The organism is Herbaspirillum sp., from assembly GCF_017744395.1.
In the GTDB taxonomy this organism is placed as follows: domain Bacteria; phylum Pseudomonadota; class Gammaproteobacteria; order Burkholderiales; family Burkholderiaceae_D; genus Herbaspirillum.
Genome location: NZ_JAGIBI010000001.1, coordinates 1,205,854 through 1,222,367 on the forward strand (window position 1 = coordinate 1,205,854; position 16,514 = coordinate 1,222,367).

Here is a 16,514-nt window from a genome sequence, read left to right on the forward strand (position 1 = left end):
CGACGACGCGGCGCACTGCTGTGCGCAAGGAGGAGCAACGCCGCATGGTGCGTCGAGCGCGGTGCCGGCGAATGCATAGCGCTCTCACCAGCAAGGACAACGGTATTGATACGGCCAATGTGTGTGTTCACTCGGCTCTCCAGGAATAGCAAGCGGTCAACTGCCGGATCTAGGTTTAAAAGTACTTGCGCAGGTCCATGCCAGAGTACAGGCCGGCCACGTCGTTGTAGCCGTTGAACATCAGCGTCTTGCGCTTGGGCGCGAAGAAGCCGTCCTCGCCGATGCGGCGCTCGCTGGCCTGCGACCAGCGCGGGTGGTCGACGTTGGGATTGACGTTGGAATAGAAGCCGTACTCCTGCGGCGCGTACAGGTTCCACGCGGTCTTCGGCTCGTCCTTGACGAAGCGGATCTTGACGATGGACTTGGCCGACTTGAAACCGTACTTCCACGGCACGACGATGCGCACCGGCGCGCCGTTCTGGTTGGGCAGCACCTCGCCGTACATGCCGAAGGCCAGCAGCGCCAGCGGATGGTTGGCCTCGTCCATGCGCAAGCCTTCGCGGTAGGGCCAGTTGAGGATGGGGTCGGAGATGCCGGGCATCTGCTTCTTGTCGGCCAGGGTGACGAATTCGACGTACTTGGCGTTGCCGGTCGGCTCGGCCTTCCTGATCAGCGCCGACAGCGAATAGCCGATCCACGGGATCACCATCGACCAGCCCTCGACGCAGCGCAGGCGGTAGACCCGCTCTTCCAGCGGCGCCAGTTTCATCAGCGCGTCCAGGTCCAGCGTGAAGGGTTTCTTGACCTCGCCTTCGATATCCACCGTCCACGGGCTGGTCTTCAGGGTGCCGGCGTGCTTGGCCGGATCGGCCTTGTCGGTGCCGAATTCGTAGAAGTTGTTGTAGGTGGTGGCGTCCTTGTAGGCGGTCTGCTTGTCCATCACCGCATAGGCGTTATTGAGCTTGGCCGGCAGCTTCCTGCCCTGCTGCGCGAAGGCTTCCGGCAACGCGCCCCAGCCGCCGGCCAGCGCCGCGCCGGCCGCCACCTTGGCCATGAAATTGCGGCGCGACAGGTAAATCTCCCTGGGAGTGATTTCCGAGGAGGTTGGTATCTCGATCTGGTCGGGGCGGATCTTGATCAGCATGATGCTCTCGCTAATGTGGGTTGGTTTCGGGCAATGGCCTTGCGGCTCTTTTCTCGTACAGCCATGCTAAGCGCGGCGCGGTGACATCCGGGTGGCAATTCGATGACAATTTTGTCATGAAGAAAACGCCCGCGGTTGCTAGAATTTGCGGCATTTCCCCGTATTCGACAAGTCCTCCAGCATGGCCATCCTCGTAATCGAAGACGATCCCAAAACCGGCGACTACCTCAGGAAGGGCCTGCGCGAGTCCGGCTACGCGGTCGACCTCGCCCGCAACGGCGCCGACGGCCTGCACATGGCGCTGGAACAGGATTACGACCTGGTGGTGCTGGACGTGATGCTGCCCGGCATCGACGGCTGGCAGGTCATGTCCGCGCTGCGCGCCAAGCGCGACCTGCCGGTGCTGTTCCTGACCGCCCGCGACCATGTCGACGACCGCATCCGCGGCCTGCAGCTGGGCGCCGACGATTACCTGGTCAAACCCTTTTCCTTCACCGAACTGGTGCTGCGCATCCGCACCCTGCTGCGGCGCGGCGTGGTGCGCGAAACCGAGGTTGTCGAGATCGCCGACCTGCAGCTGGATCACGTGCGCCACAAGGTCACGCGCCAGGGCGTCAACATCGCGCTGACCAACAAGGAGTTCATGCTGCTGCACCTGCTGGTCAAGCGCCGCGACGAAGCGCTGTCGCGCAGCGTGATCGCCTCGCAGATCTGGGACATGAATTTCGACAGCGACACCAACGTGGTCGACGTCGCCATCAAGCGCCTGCGCGCCAAGATCGACGCTCCGTTCGAGAAGAAACTGATCCACACCGTGCGCAGCGTGGGCTACATGTTCTCGGAAAACCCATGAACGGCGCATCCATCAGCGCACGCGGCTGGACGCTGACGCTGCGCGTATCGGCCCTGTTCGCGCTGATCGCCTGCCTGGTGGTGGCCGGGCTCGGCTGGTACCTGTACGGCTCGGCGCGCGAAGCGCTGGAGCTGCGCGCCGACCAGGCGCTGATCGGCCGCGTCGAGCATTTCCGCAACCTGATGCACGACCTCTACAACGTCGAGCAGATGGAACAGCGCCCCGCCCTGTTCGAAAGCATGATGGGCAACGAGCAGGATGTGCGCATCTTCCGCCGCCGCGGCGAGCCGCCCTTCATCCAGAGCAACCCCGATCATCTGACGCCGCCGGCGATGAAGCCGGCGCCGGTGGGCACGCCGCTGACGACGGCCGACCTGGTGAGCGCCGTGCGCGCCGATGGCGTGCATATCCGCTGGGTCTCGGCGCTGGCCGAGGTCGGGCGCGGACAAGGCCAGACAGACACGGTCGAGATCGCCGCCGCCTACGTCATGGTGCAGGAAGCCGCCATGCTGCGCAGCTACCGCTGGCGCATCGCCGGCGCCGCCGCCGCCGCGGTGCTGCTGACCGCCCTGCTCGGTTTCCTGCTGCTGCACCGCGGCCTGCGCCCGCTGCTGGAGATGAGCCGGCGCGCCGAACAGATCACGCCCGACCATCTGTCGATGCGGCTGGAACAGGACGGCATGCCGCAAGAACTGCGGCGCGTGGCGCTCTCCTTCAATGCCATGCTGGACCGGCTGGAAGCCGGCTACGAACACCTGTCGCAATTCTCCGGCGACCTGGCGCACGAGATCCGCACCCCGATCAACGTACTGATGGGCCAGAGCCAGGTGGCGCTGGGCCAGCGCCGCGCGCCGGAAGAGTACGAGCAGTTGCTGGAATCGAACCTGGAGGAATTGCAGCGCCTCTCCCGCATCGTCGAGAACATCATGTTCCTGGCGCAGGCCGACCATGCCACGCTGGCGGTCGACTGCGCCGCGCTGGACCTGCGGGAGGAACTGGGCAAGATCGCCGACTACTTCGAAGGCATCGCCGACGAACGCGGCATGCGCTTCGAACTGGATGCGCAAGGCGTATGCCATGCCAACCTGGTCATGTGGCGGCGCGCGGTCAGCAACCTGGCGATCAACGCGGTGCGCTACGGCGAGGCGAACAGCACGGTGCGCATCGTCGCGCATGGCGATGACAATCATGGCAGCCGCATTGTCGTCGAAAACCGCAGTACCGAAACCACGCCGCACACGATGGCGCGCATGTTCGACCGCTTCTACCGCGGTGACTGCTCGCGCAGCGCCTATACCGAATCCAACGGGCTGGGGCTGGCGATCGTCAAGGCCATCATGGCGCTGCACCGGGGGACGGCGACAGTGGAATGCCCGCAGCCGGGATGGATACGCTTTACGCTGACGTTCCCCGGCATATCCCGCCCGTAAGCTGTAGCAGCGCCACATCGAACTCTTGCGCAGGGGTGCCTCGCCTGAGTGCACGCCCACCGGCAGTCATTTCCAAATTGCATAACTGTTATCAGAAAAATCATGGCGCAGCGGCCTTGATGCAAAGCAACAAATGTTTTAAATTTCAGTAATTACTGAAAATTCAAAATATCCAAAATAGTCAAAACGGGCCAAATCATGGAAACCAATACCCTCACTCCGCTGATGCAGCGCTTCATCCTGCACTTCGGCGAGATGGGCAGCCGCTGGGGCATCAACCGCACGGTCGGCCAGATCTATGCGCTGCTCTATGTCAGCGGGCGCGCGCTCAACGCCGACGAGATCGCCGACTACCTCGGTTTTTCGCGCTCCAACGTCAGCATGGGCTTGAAGGAATTGCAATCCTGGCGCCTGGTGAAGCTGCTGCACCGCCCCAACGACCGCCGCGAATATTTCGAACCGCCCGGCGATATCTGGGACATCTTCAAGGCGCTGCTGGAAGAACGCCGCCGCCGCGAGATCGAACCTACCCTTTCGATGCTGCGCGACGCGCTGCTGGAACATCCGACCAATGCCAGCGACAAGCAAGCGCAAAAACGCATGCGCGAGATGTATGATCTGATCGAACTGTCCAGCTCCTGGTTCGACGACGTGCAGCGCCTGCAGCCCGAAACCCTGGTCTCGCTGATGAAGATGGGTGCCAAGGTCAAGAAACTGCTGGACGTGCGCGACAAGTTCCGCTTCAGTGGCAAGGACGCGGAAAAAACCGACAAGATCAACGGGGAATAGCCATGCGCCGATCCACCGCTTCCGCGCCTTCCGCTTCCAAACGGCAGCGCCTGCATCTCCCACGTATCCCACGCCTGACCCGGTTGCCGCTGGGCGTGGAAATCACGCTGCTGCTGGTGGTCAAGATCGCGCTGATCGTCCTGCTGGCCAAGACCTTCTTCGCCCATCCCGAAGCCAAGCACATGCGCATGCCCACCGCCAGCGTCGAGGCGCGCATGCTGGCGCCTGCCCAGATTCCCGCATCCCTTCCAGCAATCTCCACTCCCTCCGAGGTAACACATGGTTCCGATCGATGAAGTCGTTTCGCTGTCGCGGCTGCAATTCGCCGTGACGGCGCTGTATCACTTTCTGTTCGTCCCGCTGACGCTGGGCCTGTCCTGGATCCTGGTGATCATGGAGTCGGTCTACGTGATGACCGGCAGCCCCATCTACAAGGACATGACCCGCTTCTGGGGCAAGCTGTTCGGCATCAACTTCGCCATGGGCGTGGCCACCGGCATCACGCTGGAATTCCAGTTCGGCACCAACTGGTCGTACTACTCGCACTACGTAGGCGACATCTTCGGCACGCCGCTGGCGATCGAAGGCCTGGCCGCGTTCTTCCTGGAGTCGACCTTCGTCGGCCTGTTCTTCTTCGGCTGGGACAAGCTCTCGCGCAAGCAGCACTTGCTGGTGACCTTCCTGGTGGCGCTGGGGTCGAGCCTGTCGGCGCTGTGGATCCTGATCGCCAACGGCTGGATGAACAACCCGGTCGGCGCCGAGTTCAACTACGAGACCATGCGCATGGAACTGGTCAGCATGACCGATGTGATCTTCAATCCGGTGGCGCAGGTCAAGTTCGTGCATACGGTCGCGGCCGGCTACGTGACGGCGTCGATGTTCGTGCTGGGCGTGTCGGCCTGGTACCTGCTCAAGGCGCGCGACACCGCGTTCGCGCTGCGCTCCTTCGCGGTGGCGGCCGGTTTCGGCCTGGCCGCGACGCTGTCGGTGATCGTGCTGGGCGACGAGTCCGGCTACACCGCCGGCGAAGTCAACAAGGTCAAGCTGGCCGCCATCGAAGCGGAATGGGATACCCATCCCGCGCCGGCCGGCCTGACCTTGTTCGGCCTGCCCAACGACCGCGAACAGCGCACCGACTACGCGGTGAAGATCCCCTACGTGCTGGGCCTGATCGCCACCCGCTCGGTCGACCAGCCGGTGGCCGGCATCAAGGACCTGAAGAAGGAACACGAGGTGCGCATCCGCAACGGCATGCTGGCCTACGCGGCGCTGACGCGCCTGAAGTCCGGCGACAAGTCGGATGCCGCGCGCGCCGCCTTCGATGCGCACAAGCATGACCTCGGCTACGGCCTGCTGCTGAAGAAGTACACCGCCAACGTGGTCGACGCCACGCCGGAGCAGATCGCCCTGGCCGTGGACGACACCATCCCCAAGGTGGCGCCGCTGTTCTGGTCGTTCCGCGGCATGGTGGCGATCGGCTTCCTGATGCTGTTCATCTTCTCGGCCTCGGCCTGGTTCCTGGCCAAGAAGCAACTGGCGCCGCAGCGCTGGCTGCTGCGGCTGGCCGTATTCTCCATCCCGCTGCCCTGGATCGCCGCCGAACTGGGCTGGATCGTGGCCGAATACGGCCGCCAGCCGTGGACCATCGCCGGCATCCTGCCCACGCACCTGTCGGCCTCCTCGCTGCAACCCAGCAGCCTGTATTTCAGCCTGGCGGGCTTCATCCTGTTCTACACCTTCCTGCTGGTGGTGGAGATGGCGCTGATGATCAAGTACGCGCGGCTGGGACCGAGCAGCCTGCATACCGGCAAGTACTACTGGGAAACCAAGGGCAGCAACGATGACGATGGCGACGCCGTGCTGCCGCCGCCGCTCAACCCCAATGCCAATTCCGGCAGCGCCGCCTGATGCGCCCTCCGATCGAGAAATGAGGAAAACAAGATGATCTTCGATTACGAAACCTTGAAGCTGATCTGGTGGGCCTTCGTCGGCGTGCTGCTGATCGGCTTCGCGCTGACCGACGGCTTCGACTTCGGCGTGGGCATGATGCTGCCCTTCGCCGGCAAGACCGACGCCGAACGGCGCGTGCTGATCAATGCCATCGGCCCCACCTGGGAAGGCAACCAGACCTGGTTCATCACCGCCGGCGGCGCCACCTTCGCCGCCTGGCCACTGGTCTACGCGACCGCCTTCTCGGGCTTCTACATCGCGCTGATGGTGCTGCTGTTCTCGCTGTTCTTCCGCCCGGTCGGCTTCGACTACCGCAGCAAAGTGGCCGATCCGCGCTGGCGCAACGCCTGGGACTGGGGCCTGTTCGCGGGCGGTCTGGTGCCGCCGCTGATCTGCGGCGTGGCCTTCGGCAACCTGCTCTTGGGTGTGCCCTTCCACTACGACGACACCATGCGGGTCGAATACACCGGCAGCTTCTTCGCCCTGCTCAATCCGTTCGGCCTGCTGGCCGGGCTGCTGTCGGTGGCCATGCTGCTGATGCACGGCGCGACCTTCGCCTTCGTCAAGACCGATGCCGCCGTCGGCGAGCGTGCGCGCAAGACCGCCATCGTGGCGGCCATCGCCACCGTGCTGCTGTTCATCGCCGGCGGTTTCTGGGCGGCGCAGTTGCCGGGCTACCGCATCACCGCCATGCCGGACGCCAACAGCGCCTTCACGCCGCTGGCCAAGACCGTGGAAATCGCCGCCGGCGCCTGGTTCGACAACTATGCGCGCTGGCCGCTGGCCAAACTGATCCCGGTGATCGGCATCGCAGGCGCGGTATTGGCCGCTGTCTTCGCGCTGGCGCGCCGCGCCCGCCTGGCCTTCGTCGCCAGCGGCCTGTCGGTGACCGGCATCATCCTCACCGCGGGCATCTCGCTGTTCCCGTTCATCATGCCGTCCTCGCTGGATCCCAAGAGCAGCCTGACCTTGTGGGATGCGGTGTCGAGCCACAAGACGCTGGGCCTGATGTTCTGGATGGTGCTGATCTTCCTGCCGCTGATCGTCATCTACACCGGCTGGGTCTACCGCGTGCTCAGGGGCAAGGTCACGCTCAAGGACATCCACGACAACGAACATACGGCGTACTGAATCGCCGCTTCAAGCAAGGAGAACACTATGTGGTATTTCGCCTGGATTCTCGGCCTCGGCCTGGCGCTGGCCTTCGGCATCATCAACGTGATGTGGCTGGAAGCCAACTACGCCTTCGGCCGCCGCAAGGCCGAGCAAACCCATGAACGCTTCGCCAGCGCCGCCGACAGCGAGCGGCGCAACAAGGAATAAGGCAAGCACAAGGCCGGGGCATTTGCCGCCGGCTTTTTCCATCCCCCTCATCAGGAGGCAAGATGAACTCAGCACGCACATGCAAGGCCGATGAAATCCCACCTGAAGCGCATCACTGGCAACTGCTGCCGGGCGCCGACTTCGCCGACAGCTATCGCATCCCTCTTGCTGCCGCACTGGCGCAGCAACAGGTCGCCGAGATCGCGGCGCGCATGATGTCGGGCCGACCGGCCTGGGTCGCTGCCCTGCTGGACTTGCGCAATCGTCTAGTCGCCCCGTTCGGGCTCAAGGGCGCCAAGATGGCCGTCGGCGAAGTCCAGCCGGACAGCCGGCTGCCGGGGTTTCCCGTACTCGACGACGATTCTTCGCGCCTGCTGCTGGGCCTGGACGACCATCACCTGGATTTCCGCCTGTGCATAGAAAAGTCGCCAGCCGATAGCACCGGCAAGGAACCGCAATGGCTGACCGCGACCACGGTGGTGCGCACCAAGGGCTGGGCCGGCAAAGCCTATCTGGCCGCCATCATGCCCTTCCATCGTTGCATCGTGCGCACGCTGCTGGAGAGGATGCCGGCCTAAGGCAAGGCATGCCGCTCCATGCAAAAAGCCCCGCGAAGAAATTCGCGGGGCTTTTTGTTGCGTGCTGCTTGAACGGCGGGCGCTTAGACCAGGTTCAGCGTCACGTTGATGTTGCCGCGGGTGGCGTTCGAGTACGGGCACACCTGGTGGGCCTTCTCGACCAGATCTTGCGCCACGGCGCGGTCGATGCCCGGCAGCGAGATGTTCAGTTCTGCTTCGATGCCGAAACCGCCCGGGATCTGGCCGATGCCGACCTTGCCGGTGATGCTGGCGTCGGCGGGAACGGCGACCTTGGCCTGGCCGGCGACGAACTTCAGCGCGCCCAGGAAGCAAGCCGAGTAACCGGCTGCGAACAGTTGCTCGGGGTTGGTGCCCGGGCCGCCGGCGCCGCCCAGTTCCTTCGGGGTCGACAACTTGACGTCCAGCACGCCGTCGGACGACTTGGCGGAACCTTCACGGCCGCCGGTTGCGGTGGCGGTAGCGGTGTACAGGGCTTTTTCGATCTTGTTGGAAGACATTTTCTTTCCTTTCGGTTTTCAGGTTAAGGCCAATCATTGGAGATAAGGGGTGGCGAAAGATTCGCCGGGTTACCGCTGCTTCAATTCCAGGTCCTGCGCTTGCTGCTTAAAAAAACGAATAAATTATTTACAATATAATTGTGAACAATTTAATTTACACAACAAAAAACATCGCTGCATCCATGCCGATGCTCACTCTTCCGCATCCAGCAAATTCTTGCGTACATCCTTGAGTTCGCCAACCAGTTTCTTCACCTCATCCAGCGGCGGCAGCATGCAGCTCATCCGGACCGGCACCGCTTTCGCCTTCTCGCGCAGCGCGCGGCCGGCATCGCTCAGGCTGACCACCACGCGGCGCTCGTCGCCGGCGTCGCGGGCCCGGTTCAGCAGGCCCATGGTTTCCATGCGCTTGAGCAGCGGGGTCAGCGTACCCGAATCCAGATACAGTCGGTTGCCCAGTTCGGACACGGTGATCTGGTCTTTCTCCCACAGCACCATCATCACCAGGTATTGCGGATAGGTGATGTCCAGCGCGCCGAGGAGTTTCTTGTACGCCTTGGTCATCGCAAGCGAGGCCGAATACATGGCGAAACAGAGCTGGTTGTCGAGAAGCAGGGCTTCGTCGATCAGCGCGTCCGGCAGCTTCGGTGTTTTTGCGTTGTCCATGTAGCGCATATTAAGCAGTTCAAAATTAAATTGCAAGCAATTTAAATAAATGTTTTTAAGACTGTTGCGAAATTCGCTTTCGCGGACGGCGCGGTATCATTCGCGCTTTCCGGCCTTTCTCCACCCTGCTTTTCCATGCATCAAGACCTTTCCGCTCCCGCCAATCCGCTCAAGACCCTCGACCTGTTCTGCCGGGTCGTCGACAACTACGGCGACATCGGCATCTGCTGGCGCCTGGCGCGCCAGCTGGCGCATGAGCACGGCATCGCGGTGCGCTTGTGGGTGGACGACCTGAAGAGCTTCCGGCGCATCTGGCCCGAGGTCGATACCGAGGCCGACGTGCAGCAACTGGCCGGCGTCACCGTGCAGCACTGGCGCGGCCAGGACGACGCGTTCACGGCAGCCGACATCCCGGACATCGTGATCGAGTTCTTCGGCTGCGAGATTCCGCCGGCCTATGTCGAGGCGATGGCGCAGCGCGCCGTCAAGCCGGTCTGGTTCAACCTGGAAGGCTTGTCGGCCGAGCAATGGGTGGAAGGCTGCCACACCCTGCCCTCGCCGCACCGCTCGCTGAAACTGACCAAGTATTTCTTCTTCCCCGGCTTCAATGAGCGCACCGGCGGCCTGAGTTTCGAGGCCGACCTGGAAGCCCGGCGGCAAGCCTTCCTGCAGCAAGGCCAGGCCGCCGCCTTCCTGTCCGGCCTGGGCGTGACGCCGCCAGAGCAGGAAAGTCTCAAGCTGTCATTGTTCTGCTACGACTACGCCCCGGTTCCCGAACTGTTTGCCGCCTGGCAAGCCGCATCCGCCCCGGTCGCCTGCCTGGTGCCGGACGGCGTGGCGCGGGAGGCGGTCGAAGCTTTTCTCGGCGCCCCCATGCAGCCGGGCGCGGCCGCCACGCGCGGCGCGCTGACCGTGCGCGTCTTGCCGTTCGTACCGCAGACCGACTACGACAAGCTCCTGTGGAGCTGCGACCTCAACTTCGTGCGCGGCGAGGACTCCATCGTGCGCGCGCAATGGGCCGGCAAGCCCTTCATCTGGAACATCTACAAGCAGGACAAGAACCTGCACCACACCAAACTCAATGCTTTCCTGAAGATCTACGACCCGGCCACGCCGGCGCTGGTTGAAGCCAACCACGCCTGGAACGGCGCCAGCCAAGCCGATGTTGACTGGCAGGCAAGCTGGCAGGCGCTGCGGGCGGATTTGCCGGCCCTGACGCAGGGAGCTGAGCAGTGGCTGCACAAGATGTTGGCAAATGGCGACTTCATGGCGAATTTGCTGACGTTCGCCCGCCGGCTGGTGGTGGAAGCCCCTTGAAAATAGGGTAAAATAACGGGCTTAGTTTTTTAACGCTGTTTGGAATTCAATCGTACGTGGGCTTGCGGTGCAGTTTTGCCAGTAGGCTACTGACAGTTTGAAGAAACCTACTTTTCACGATACTCCGCTATGAAATTTGCAAAAGAAATCCGCGTCGGCAACATCATCATGGTCGACGGCAAGCCTATGATCGTCCTGCGTTCCGACGTCAACGGTTCTTCCCGTACCGGCTTCACCTACAAGTGGAAGATGAAGAACCTGCTGACCAACAGCCCGCAGGAAAGCGTGTTCCGCGGCGACGACAAGTTCGACGTCGTGGTGCTGGACAAGAAGCCGGTCACCTACTCGTACTTCGCCGACCCGCTGTTCGTCTTCATGGACGAAGAGTACAACCAGTACGAAATCGAAGGCGAGAACATGGGCGACGCCATCGGCTACCTGAAGGACGGCATGCAGTGCGAAGCCGTGTTCTACGACGGCAAGGCGATCTCGGTTGAAATGCCGACCACCATCGTGCGCAAGGTTGCCTACTCGGAGCCGGCGGTCAAGGGCAACACTTCGGGCAACGTCCTGAAGGAAGCCAAGATCGAAAACGCGATCGAAGCCAACCAGATCGTCGTGATGGTCCCGCTGTTCGTCAGCCAGGACGACGACATCGAAATCGACACCCGTACCAACGAGTACAAGAAGGTTGTCCGCGGTTAATCCTCCGCCGATGCAATAAAAAAACGCTGCCTTGCGCAGCGTTTTTTTTCGTCCATTCAAAACAGGTTATTAATCCTTCGCCTTGACCTGCCGCGCCAGGTCCCGCGCCGCGGCCCGGCCGGCCGCACTGGCCCAGAACTCGCGGTCGGCCGCCTGGATGCGCTGCGCCGAATTCTCCATATGCTGCAAGGCGGCCGCGCGCGCCGCCGCCGGGTCGCCGTCGGCGATGGCCTGGGCGATGGCCGCATGCTCGCTGCGCACCTGCTGGCTGAAGTCGCTGCGGCGCGCCTCATTCATGCGCGCGACCCGGATGGCGGCGTGCAGGAACTGGCTCAGGAACTGCACCAGCGAGGTATAGAGCGGATTGTGGGCGGCGTTGGAGATCGCGGCATGGAAGGCGAAGTCTTCCTGCACGCCATCCCTGCCCTCTTGCGCGGCCCGGTCGATGTCCTTCAATGCCTGCTGGATCGCCAGGCTCTGCGCGCCGGTGCGGCGTTGCGCCGCCAATGCCGCCATCTCGCCTTCCACCCCGCGCCGCAGTTCGATCACCCGCAGCACCGCCCGGATCGAATCGCCCACGTCTTCGCCCGGCATGTCGAGCCTGAACGGCGTGGCCTGGTTGGCGCCCAGCACCACCGTGCCGCTGCCCCGGCGCGAACCGACCAAACCTTCCGACTTCAGGCGCGAGATCGCCTCCCGGATCACCGTGCGGCTGACCGCGAAGCGCGCGGTCAGCTCCATCTCCGACGGCAGCCGCGTATCGGGCGCGAACTCGCCCTCGCGGATCTGCTGCGCCAGCACGCTGGTCACGTGGTCGGCCAGCGTGCCCTTGCCACGTTTGGAAACGGCGGCGGCCCTGGCTGTGGAGGTCTTGGCATCGGGATTCTTCATGGCGCGCAATGATACCGCTTTTGGCCGCATGGCCTCAAAAAGTTGTATGACAACTTTCTGCTATAATCGCTGCCGATGCCCGCCATCCGACGACGGCTCGGCACAGGTTTCCAGACCGGGATATCCCACTACCAGACCAACGAGGAGAACACATGCATATCGTCATCACCGGCGGCGCCGGCTTTTTGGGCAGCCGCCTGGCGCGCCAGCTCCTGCAGCGCGGCACCCTGACCGGCCGCGACGGCAAGCAGCAGGAAATCAAGCGCATCACCCTGCTCGACGTGGTGCCAGCGCAAGGCTTCAACGACCCGCGCATCGAAGCCGTGACCGGCGACATCGCCGACGCCGCCGTGATCGAGCGCGTGATCACCGCCGATACGCAATCGATCTTCCACCTGGCCGCCATCGTCAGCGGCCATGCCGAAGCCGACTTCGAACTGGGCATGAAGATCAACTTCGACGCCACCCGCGTCATCCTGGAACGCGCCCGCCTGCTCGGCAGCAAGCCGCGCGTGGTGTTCACCAGCTCGGTGGCGGTGTTCGGCGGCGAGCTGCCGGCGGTGGTGCCGGACAACACCCTGCTGATGCCGCAAAGCTCCTACGGCGCGCAAAAGGTGATGGGCGAACTGCTGGTCAACGACTACAGCCGCAAGGGCTTCATCGACGGCCGCGCGCTGCGCATGCCGACCATCTCGGTGCGTCCCGGCGCGCCCAACAAGGCCGCCTCCAGCTTCGCCTCGGGCATCATCCGCGAACCGCTCAACGGCCAGCCCTCGGTCTGCCCGGTCGCGCCTGAGACCCGCATGTGGCTGATGTCGCCGCGCCAGGCCATCGCCAACCTGATCCACGGCCATGAGATCAACGGCGCCGACCTGGGCCTGGCCCGCTTCCTGTCGATCGACGGCCTGTGCGTGACCGTCAGGGAAATGGTCGACGCGCTGGAGCAGGTCGCCGGCAAGGAAGTGGTCAAGCTGATCGAATGGAAGGAAGACGAGGCCATCAAGCGCATCGTCAACTCCTGGCCGGGCGCTTTCGAAGCCAAGCGCGCCAAGGCGCTGGGCTTTACCGCCGATGCCAATTTCGCCGACATCGTGCGCGCCCACATCGAGGATGAAGTCAAGAAGTAAGCGCTTCACGCTTTGCTTCTGACGGCAACGGCGCCCCTCGGGGCGCCGTTTTCTTTGGCGGCGCATAATGCAGTCTCCAATAACGACACGCCAAGAGACCCGCATGGACCGATCCACCCTCGCCGCCTATGACGGCAATGCCGCCGGCTTCGCGCAAGACTGGCACGACCAGCCGGCGCCGGAAGACCTGCACGCCATCGTGCGCCAGTACTTCGCCCCCGGCGCCTGCGCCGACATCGGCTGCGGCAGCGGCCGCGAGGTCGGCTGGCTGGATGCCTGCGGCTTTGCCGCGCACGGCTACGACGCCTCGGAAGGCTTGCTGGCCGAAGCCCGCCGGCGCTATCCGCAATCCCTCTTCACGCACGCCGCCCTGCCCGCGCTGGCCGGCATCGCCGACGCCAGCTTCGACAACGTGCTGTGCGAGACGGTGATCATGCACCTGCCTGCCGGGGATATCGCGCCGTCGGTGGCGCGCATGGTCGCCATCCTCAAACCCGGCGGCACGCTCTATCTCAGCTGGCGCGTCACCAAGGACGGCGACCAGCGCGACAAGCATGCGCGGCTGTATGCCTCGTTCGACGCCGGCCTGGTGCGCGGCGCATTGCAGGGTTGCGCGCTGTTGCTGGACGAAGAGGCGGCCAGCGCGTCCTCCGGCAAGGTGATCCATCGCCTGGTCGCCAGGAAGGCGGCCTGACGTCGGCCATTACCGACGAAAAAAAAGCGCGGCCACGGCCGCGCTCAAAATCACTACTCCTCGGAGATCAAACAAACTTCGTGGACATCCCTGCCCTTACTTCGCCTTCCCCAGCAAATTGTAGATGCTGGAAAAATCCAGCTTGCCCGCACCGTTCTTGCTGTGGATGTCGTACAGGTTGCGCGCTGCCGCGCCCAGCGGGATCGAACTGCCGGTGGCCAATGCATTTTCTTCCGCCAGCCCCAGATCCTTCAGCATCAGGTCGACGCCGAATCCGCCGGCATAGTCCTTCGATGCCGGCGCGGTCTCCATCACGCCCGGGCAGGGGTTGTAGACTTCCAGCGTCCAGTTGCGGCCCGAGCTCTTGGACATGATCTCGGACAGCACCTTGGGATCCATGCCATTGGCCACGCCCAGGCGGATCGCCTCGGAAGTGCCGATCATCAGGATGCCCAGCAGCATGTTGTTGCAGACCTTGACGGTCTGGCCGCTGCCGCTGTCGCCTGCGTGGTAGATCGCCTTTCCCATCTTTTGCAAATAAGGCTGGGCCGCGTCGAAGGCCTGCTTGCTGCCGCCGACCATGAAGGTCAGCGTGCCGGCCGTGGCGCCGTTGGTGCCGCCGGAGACCGGCGCATCCAGCATGTCGAAGCCTTTGGCCTTGGCCGCGGCGGCCACCTTGCGCGCTGCTTCCGGTGCGATGGTGGAGCAATCGATCAGCAAGGCGCCGGGCTTGGCGCTGGCCAGCACGCCCTTGTCTCCCAGATACAGCGACTCGACGTGCTTGCTGGCCGGCAGCATGGTGATGACGACGTCGGCCTTGGCCACCGCCGCCATCGAGTCGGCTTCGGTCTTGCCGCCGGCTTCCACCAGCTTGTCGACGCTGGCCTTGACCAGGTCGTGCCCGCTGACCAAGAAGCCGGCCTTGACCAGGTTCTGCGCCATCGGCAAACCCATGTTGCCCAGGCCGATGAATACAACGTTGGCGCTCATGATGCCCTCCTTACTTCAGCGAAATGGTGGTGTTGACCTCGCCGGCCGCGTCTTCCGGCGCATACCAGCGTGCGGTGACGGTCTTGGTCTGGGTCCAGAAGGTCACCGCCTGCTTGCCGTTGGGTCCGAGATCGCCCAGCTTGGAGGCGCGCGAACCGGTGAAGCTGAAGTAGGCCACCGGCACCGGGATCGGCACGTTGATGCCGACCTGGCCGACGTCGATCTCATTCTGGAACTTGCGCGCGGCATAGCCCGAGCTGGTGAAGATCGAGGTGCCGTTGCCGTTGGGGTTGGCGTTGATGAAGGCGATCGCCTCGTCCAGCGTCTCGACTTCGACGATGCACATCGCCGGGCCGAAGATTTCCTGGGTGTAGATGTCCATGCTGGGCTTGACGCCGGTGAACACGGTCGGGCCGACGAAGTTGCCGTTCTCGCTGCCGGCCACCTTGAAGTTGCGGCCGTCCAGCAGCAGCTTGGCGCCCTGCTCGACGCCGCTGCCGATCAGGTGCTCGACGCGCTGCTTGGCCGCCGGCGACACCAGCGGGCCGACATCGGCCTTGCGGTCGCTGCCGGGGCCGACCTTCAGGGCCTTGGAGCGCTCGACGATCTCGGGGATCCATTCGCGGCTCTTGCCCACCAGCACCACCACCGAGTTGGCCATGCAACGCTGGCCGGCGGCGCCGAAGGCGGCACCCAGCAGGTTGTTGATGGCGTGGTCCTTGGGCGCGTCGGGCAGCACGATGCAGTGGTTCTTGGCGCCCATCATGCATTGCGCGCGCTTGCCGGCTTCGCTGGCGCGGCGGTAGACGTGGGTGCCGACATGGGTCGACCCGATGAAGGAGACCGCCTTGATGTCGGGATGGTCGCAGATCATGTTGGCCACGTCGGGGCCGCCATGCACCACGTTCAGCACGCCCGGCGGCAGGCCTGCCTGGTTGGCCAGCTCAACCAGGAACAGCGAGGAAGTCGGGTCTTGCTCTGAGGGCTTGAGCACGAAGGTGTTGCCGCAGGCCACCGCGATCGGGAACATGAAGCAAGGCAGCATCACCGGGAAGTTGAAGGCGGTGATGCCGGCCCCCACGCCCAGCGGCTGGTAGAGGGTGTAGACGTCGACGCCGCCGGCCACGTTCTCGGCCATCTCGCCCAGTTGCAGCGAGGTGATCGAGCAGGCATGCTCCACCACTTCCAGGCCGCGCATGACTTCGCCTTCGGCGTCGGGCAAGGTCTTGCCGTGTTCGCGGGTGATCATTTCGGCCAACGGAGCGATGTTGTCGCGCAGCAGTTGCTGGAATTTCAGCATGATGCGCATGCGCTGCGCCAGCGAGGTATTGCGCCAGGTCTTGAAGGTTTCCTTGGCGTTGGCGACGGCGCGGTCGACCTCTTCCCTGGTGGCGAACGGCACGCGCGCCACCACTTCCTGGGTCGCGGGATTGAGCACGTCGCGCCATTCCTTGGAAGTCGACTGCACCTTCTCGCCGTTGATGTAGAGGGGAACGTTGGGGATATTGGCTTGGCTCATGATGCGTTTTCCATAAGTGA

At 63.7% G+C, this 16,514-nt stretch carries 18 protein-coding genes; 12 read left to right on the plus strand and 6 right to left on the minus strand.

Annotated features, from left to right (window positions below; translation table 11 throughout):
• Nucleotides 1-175: 175 nt before the first annotated feature.
• On the minus strand, nucleotides 176-1,144 hold the full coding sequence (gene msrP / locus J7548_RS05490) for a protein-methionine-sulfoxide reductase catalytic subunit MsrP (RefSeq protein WP_290971399.1): 969 nt from the start codon (nucleotides 1,142-1,144) through the stop codon (nucleotides 176-178).
• A 181-nt stretch (nucleotides 1,145-1,325) separates the two neighbouring features.
• Here msrP and J7548_RS05495 point away from each other — a divergent pair, with 181 nt between their 5' ends.
• The 8 genes from J7548_RS05495 to J7548_RS05530 all read left to right on the plus strand — a co-directional run bounded on the left by J7548_RS05495 (nucleotide 1,326) and on the right by J7548_RS05530 (nucleotide 8,067).
• Nucleotides 1,326-1,997 carry a heavy metal response regulator transcription factor gene (locus tag J7548_RS05495; protein ID WP_290971401.1) on the plus strand — a complete coding sequence of 224 codons (672 nt, stop codon included), beginning with the start codon at nucleotides 1,326-1,328 and terminating at the stop codon, nucleotides 1,995-1,997.
• Entirely contained in the window at nucleotides 1,994-3,427 is a 1,434-nt protein-coding gene (locus J7548_RS05500) for a heavy metal sensor histidine kinase (protein ID WP_290971403.1), read from the plus strand. Before J7548_RS05495 ends, J7548_RS05500 begins: the two co-directional genes overlap by 4 nt.
• A 198-nt stretch (nucleotides 3,428-3,625) precedes the next feature.
• A complete protein-coding gene (locus tag J7548_RS05505) occupies nucleotides 3,626-4,216 on the plus strand; it encodes a GbsR/MarR family transcriptional regulator (protein ID WP_290971405.1) in 591 nt (196 codons plus the stop codon).
• Nucleotides 4,217-4,218: 2 nt separating this feature from the next.
• A complete protein-coding gene (gene cydP / locus J7548_RS05510; RefSeq protein ID WP_290971407.1) occupies nucleotides 4,219-4,512 on the plus strand; it encodes a cytochrome oxidase putative small subunit CydP in 294 nt (97 codons plus the stop codon).
• A complete protein-coding gene (locus J7548_RS05515; protein WP_290971409.1) occupies nucleotides 4,496-6,124 on the plus strand; it encodes a cytochrome ubiquinol oxidase subunit I in 1,629 nt (542 codons plus the stop codon). The genes cydP and J7548_RS05515 overlap by 17 nt, the downstream gene beginning before the upstream one ends.
• 33 nt (nucleotides 6,125-6,157) lie before the next feature.
• Nucleotides 6,158-7,297 (plus strand): cytochrome d ubiquinol oxidase subunit II, encoded by a 1,140-nt coding sequence (gene cydB / locus J7548_RS05520; protein WP_290971410.1) that lies wholly within the window; start codon nucleotides 6,158-6,160, stop codon nucleotides 7,295-7,297.
• Nucleotides 7,298-7,324: 27 nt separating this feature from the next.
• On the plus strand, nucleotides 7,325-7,489 hold the full coding sequence (gene cydX, locus J7548_RS05525; RefSeq protein WP_290971413.1) for a cytochrome bd-I oxidase subunit CydX: 165 nt from the start codon (nucleotides 7,325-7,327) through the stop codon (nucleotides 7,487-7,489).
• A gap of 62 nt (nucleotides 7,490-7,551) precedes the next feature.
• On the plus strand, nucleotides 7,552-8,067 hold the full coding sequence (locus J7548_RS05530; RefSeq protein ID WP_290971415.1) for a DUF2867 domain-containing protein: 516 nt from the start codon (nucleotides 7,552-7,554) through the stop codon (nucleotides 8,065-8,067).
• An 83-nt stretch (nucleotides 8,068-8,150) separates the two neighbouring features.
• Here the strand turns inward: J7548_RS05530 and J7548_RS05535 are convergent, their stop codons facing one another.
• On the minus strand, nucleotides 8,151-8,585 hold the full coding sequence (locus tag J7548_RS05535; protein WP_290971417.1) for an organic hydroperoxide resistance protein: 435 nt from the start codon (nucleotides 8,583-8,585) through the stop codon (nucleotides 8,151-8,153).
• Nucleotides 8,586-8,777: 192 nt separating this feature from the next.
• Nucleotides 8,778-9,251 carry a MarR family transcriptional regulator gene (locus tag J7548_RS05540; protein ID WP_290971418.1) on the minus strand — a complete coding sequence of 158 codons (474 nt, stop codon included), beginning with the start codon at nucleotides 9,249-9,251 and terminating at the stop codon, nucleotides 8,778-8,780.
• Between the two features lie 135 nt (nucleotides 9,252-9,386).
• On the opposite strand from J7548_RS05540, the gene earP reads away from it, so the two are divergent.
• Both earP and J7548_RS05550 read left to right on the plus strand, forming a co-directional pair.
• Entirely contained in the window at nucleotides 9,387-10,568 is a 1,182-nt protein-coding gene (gene earP, locus J7548_RS05545; RefSeq protein WP_290971420.1) for an elongation factor P maturation arginine rhamnosyltransferase EarP, read from the plus strand.
• A 129-nt stretch (nucleotides 10,569-10,697) separates the two neighbouring features.
• Nucleotides 10,698-11,273, plus strand: a complete 576-nt coding sequence (locus tag J7548_RS05550; RefSeq protein ID WP_290971422.1) for an elongation factor P — start codon at nucleotides 10,698-10,700, stop codon at nucleotides 11,271-11,273.
• 69 nt (nucleotides 11,274-11,342) lie between these two features.
• Here J7548_RS05550 and J7548_RS05555 read toward each other — a convergent pair whose 3' ends face one another.
• The gene (locus tag J7548_RS05555; RefSeq protein WP_290971424.1) at nucleotides 11,343-12,164 is read right to left on the minus strand and encodes a FadR/GntR family transcriptional regulator; all 822 of its coding nucleotides are present in this window, start codon (nucleotides 12,162-12,164) and stop codon (nucleotides 11,343-11,345) included.
• A 152-nt stretch (nucleotides 12,165-12,316) separates the two neighbouring features.
• Between J7548_RS05555 and denD the strand changes: the two genes are divergently transcribed.
• Nucleotides 12,317-13,291: a D-erythronate dehydrogenase gene (denD, locus tag J7548_RS05560; RefSeq protein WP_290971426.1), complete on the plus strand. Its 975-nt coding sequence runs from the start codon at nucleotides 12,317-12,319 to the stop codon at nucleotides 13,289-13,291.
• 103 nt (nucleotides 13,292-13,394) lie between these two features.
• A complete protein-coding gene (locus J7548_RS05565) occupies nucleotides 13,395-13,985 on the plus strand; it encodes a class I SAM-dependent methyltransferase (protein WP_290971428.1) in 591 nt (196 codons plus the stop codon).
• Between the two features lie 96 nt (nucleotides 13,986-14,081).
• Here the strand turns inward: J7548_RS05565 and mmsB are convergent, their stop codons facing one another.
• A complete protein-coding gene (gene mmsB / locus J7548_RS05570) occupies nucleotides 14,082-14,975 on the minus strand; it encodes a 3-hydroxyisobutyrate dehydrogenase (protein WP_290971430.1) in 894 nt (297 codons plus the stop codon).
• 10 nt (nucleotides 14,976-14,985) lie between these two features.
• Nucleotides 14,986-16,494, minus strand: a complete 1,509-nt coding sequence (locus tag J7548_RS05575) for a CoA-acylating methylmalonate-semialdehyde dehydrogenase (RefSeq protein WP_290971433.1) — start codon at nucleotides 16,492-16,494, stop codon at nucleotides 14,986-14,988.
• Between the last annotated feature and the right edge of the window lie 20 nt (nucleotides 16,495-16,514).

Bases quoted from the DNA above. Each gene is read 5' to 3' on its own strand.
- msrP (WP_290971399.1), bottom strand. From the start codon at position 1,144: ATGCTGATCAAGATCCGCCCCGACCAGATCGAGATACCAACCTCCTCG.
- J7548_RS05495 (WP_290971401.1), top strand. From the start codon at position 1,326: ATGGCCATCCTCGTAATCGAAGACGATCCCAAAACCGGCGACTACCTC.
- J7548_RS05500 (WP_290971403.1), top strand. From the start codon at position 1,994: ATGAACGGCGCATCCATCAGCGCACGCGGCTGGACGCTGACGCTGCGC.
- J7548_RS05505 (WP_290971405.1), top strand. From the start codon at position 3,626: ATGGAAACCAATACCCTCACTCCGCTGATGCAGCGCTTCATCCTGCAC.
- cydP (WP_290971407.1), top strand. From the start codon at position 4,219: ATGCGCCGATCCACCGCTTCCGCGCCTTCCGCTTCCAAACGGCAGCGC.
- J7548_RS05515 (WP_290971409.1), top strand. From the start codon at position 4,496: ATGGTTCCGATCGATGAAGTCGTTTCGCTGTCGCGGCTGCAATTCGCC.
- cydB (WP_290971410.1), top strand. From the start codon at position 6,158: ATGATCTTCGATTACGAAACCTTGAAGCTGATCTGGTGGGCCTTCGTC.
- cydX (WP_290971413.1), top strand. From the start codon at position 7,325: ATGTGGTATTTCGCCTGGATTCTCGGCCTCGGCCTGGCGCTGGCCTTC.
- J7548_RS05530 (WP_290971415.1), top strand. From the start codon at position 7,552: ATGAACTCAGCACGCACATGCAAGGCCGATGAAATCCCACCTGAAGCG.
- J7548_RS05535 (WP_290971417.1), bottom strand. From the start codon at position 8,585: ATGTCTTCCAACAAGATCGAAAAAGCCCTGTACACCGCTACCGCCACC.
- J7548_RS05540 (WP_290971418.1), bottom strand. From the start codon at position 9,251: ATGGACAACGCAAAAACACCGAAGCTGCCGGACGCGCTGATCGACGAA.
- earP (WP_290971420.1), top strand. From the start codon at position 9,387: ATGCATCAAGACCTTTCCGCTCCCGCCAATCCGCTCAAGACCCTCGAC.
- J7548_RS05550 (WP_290971422.1), top strand. From the start codon at position 10,698: ATGAAATTTGCAAAAGAAATCCGCGTCGGCAACATCATCATGGTCGAC.
- J7548_RS05555 (WP_290971424.1), bottom strand. From the start codon at position 12,164: ATGAAGAATCCCGATGCCAAGACCTCCACAGCCAGGGCCGCCGCCGTT.
- denD (WP_290971426.1), top strand. From the start codon at position 12,317: ATGCATATCGTCATCACCGGCGGCGCCGGCTTTTTGGGCAGCCGCCTG.
- J7548_RS05565 (WP_290971428.1), top strand. From the start codon at position 13,395: ATGGACCGATCCACCCTCGCCGCCTATGACGGCAATGCCGCCGGCTTC.
- mmsB (WP_290971430.1), bottom strand. From the start codon at position 14,975: ATGAGCGCCAACGTTGTATTCATCGGCCTGGGCAACATGGGTTTGCCG.
- J7548_RS05575 (WP_290971433.1), bottom strand. From the start codon at position 16,494: ATGAGCCAAGCCAATATCCCCAACGTTCCCCTCTACATCAACGGCGAG.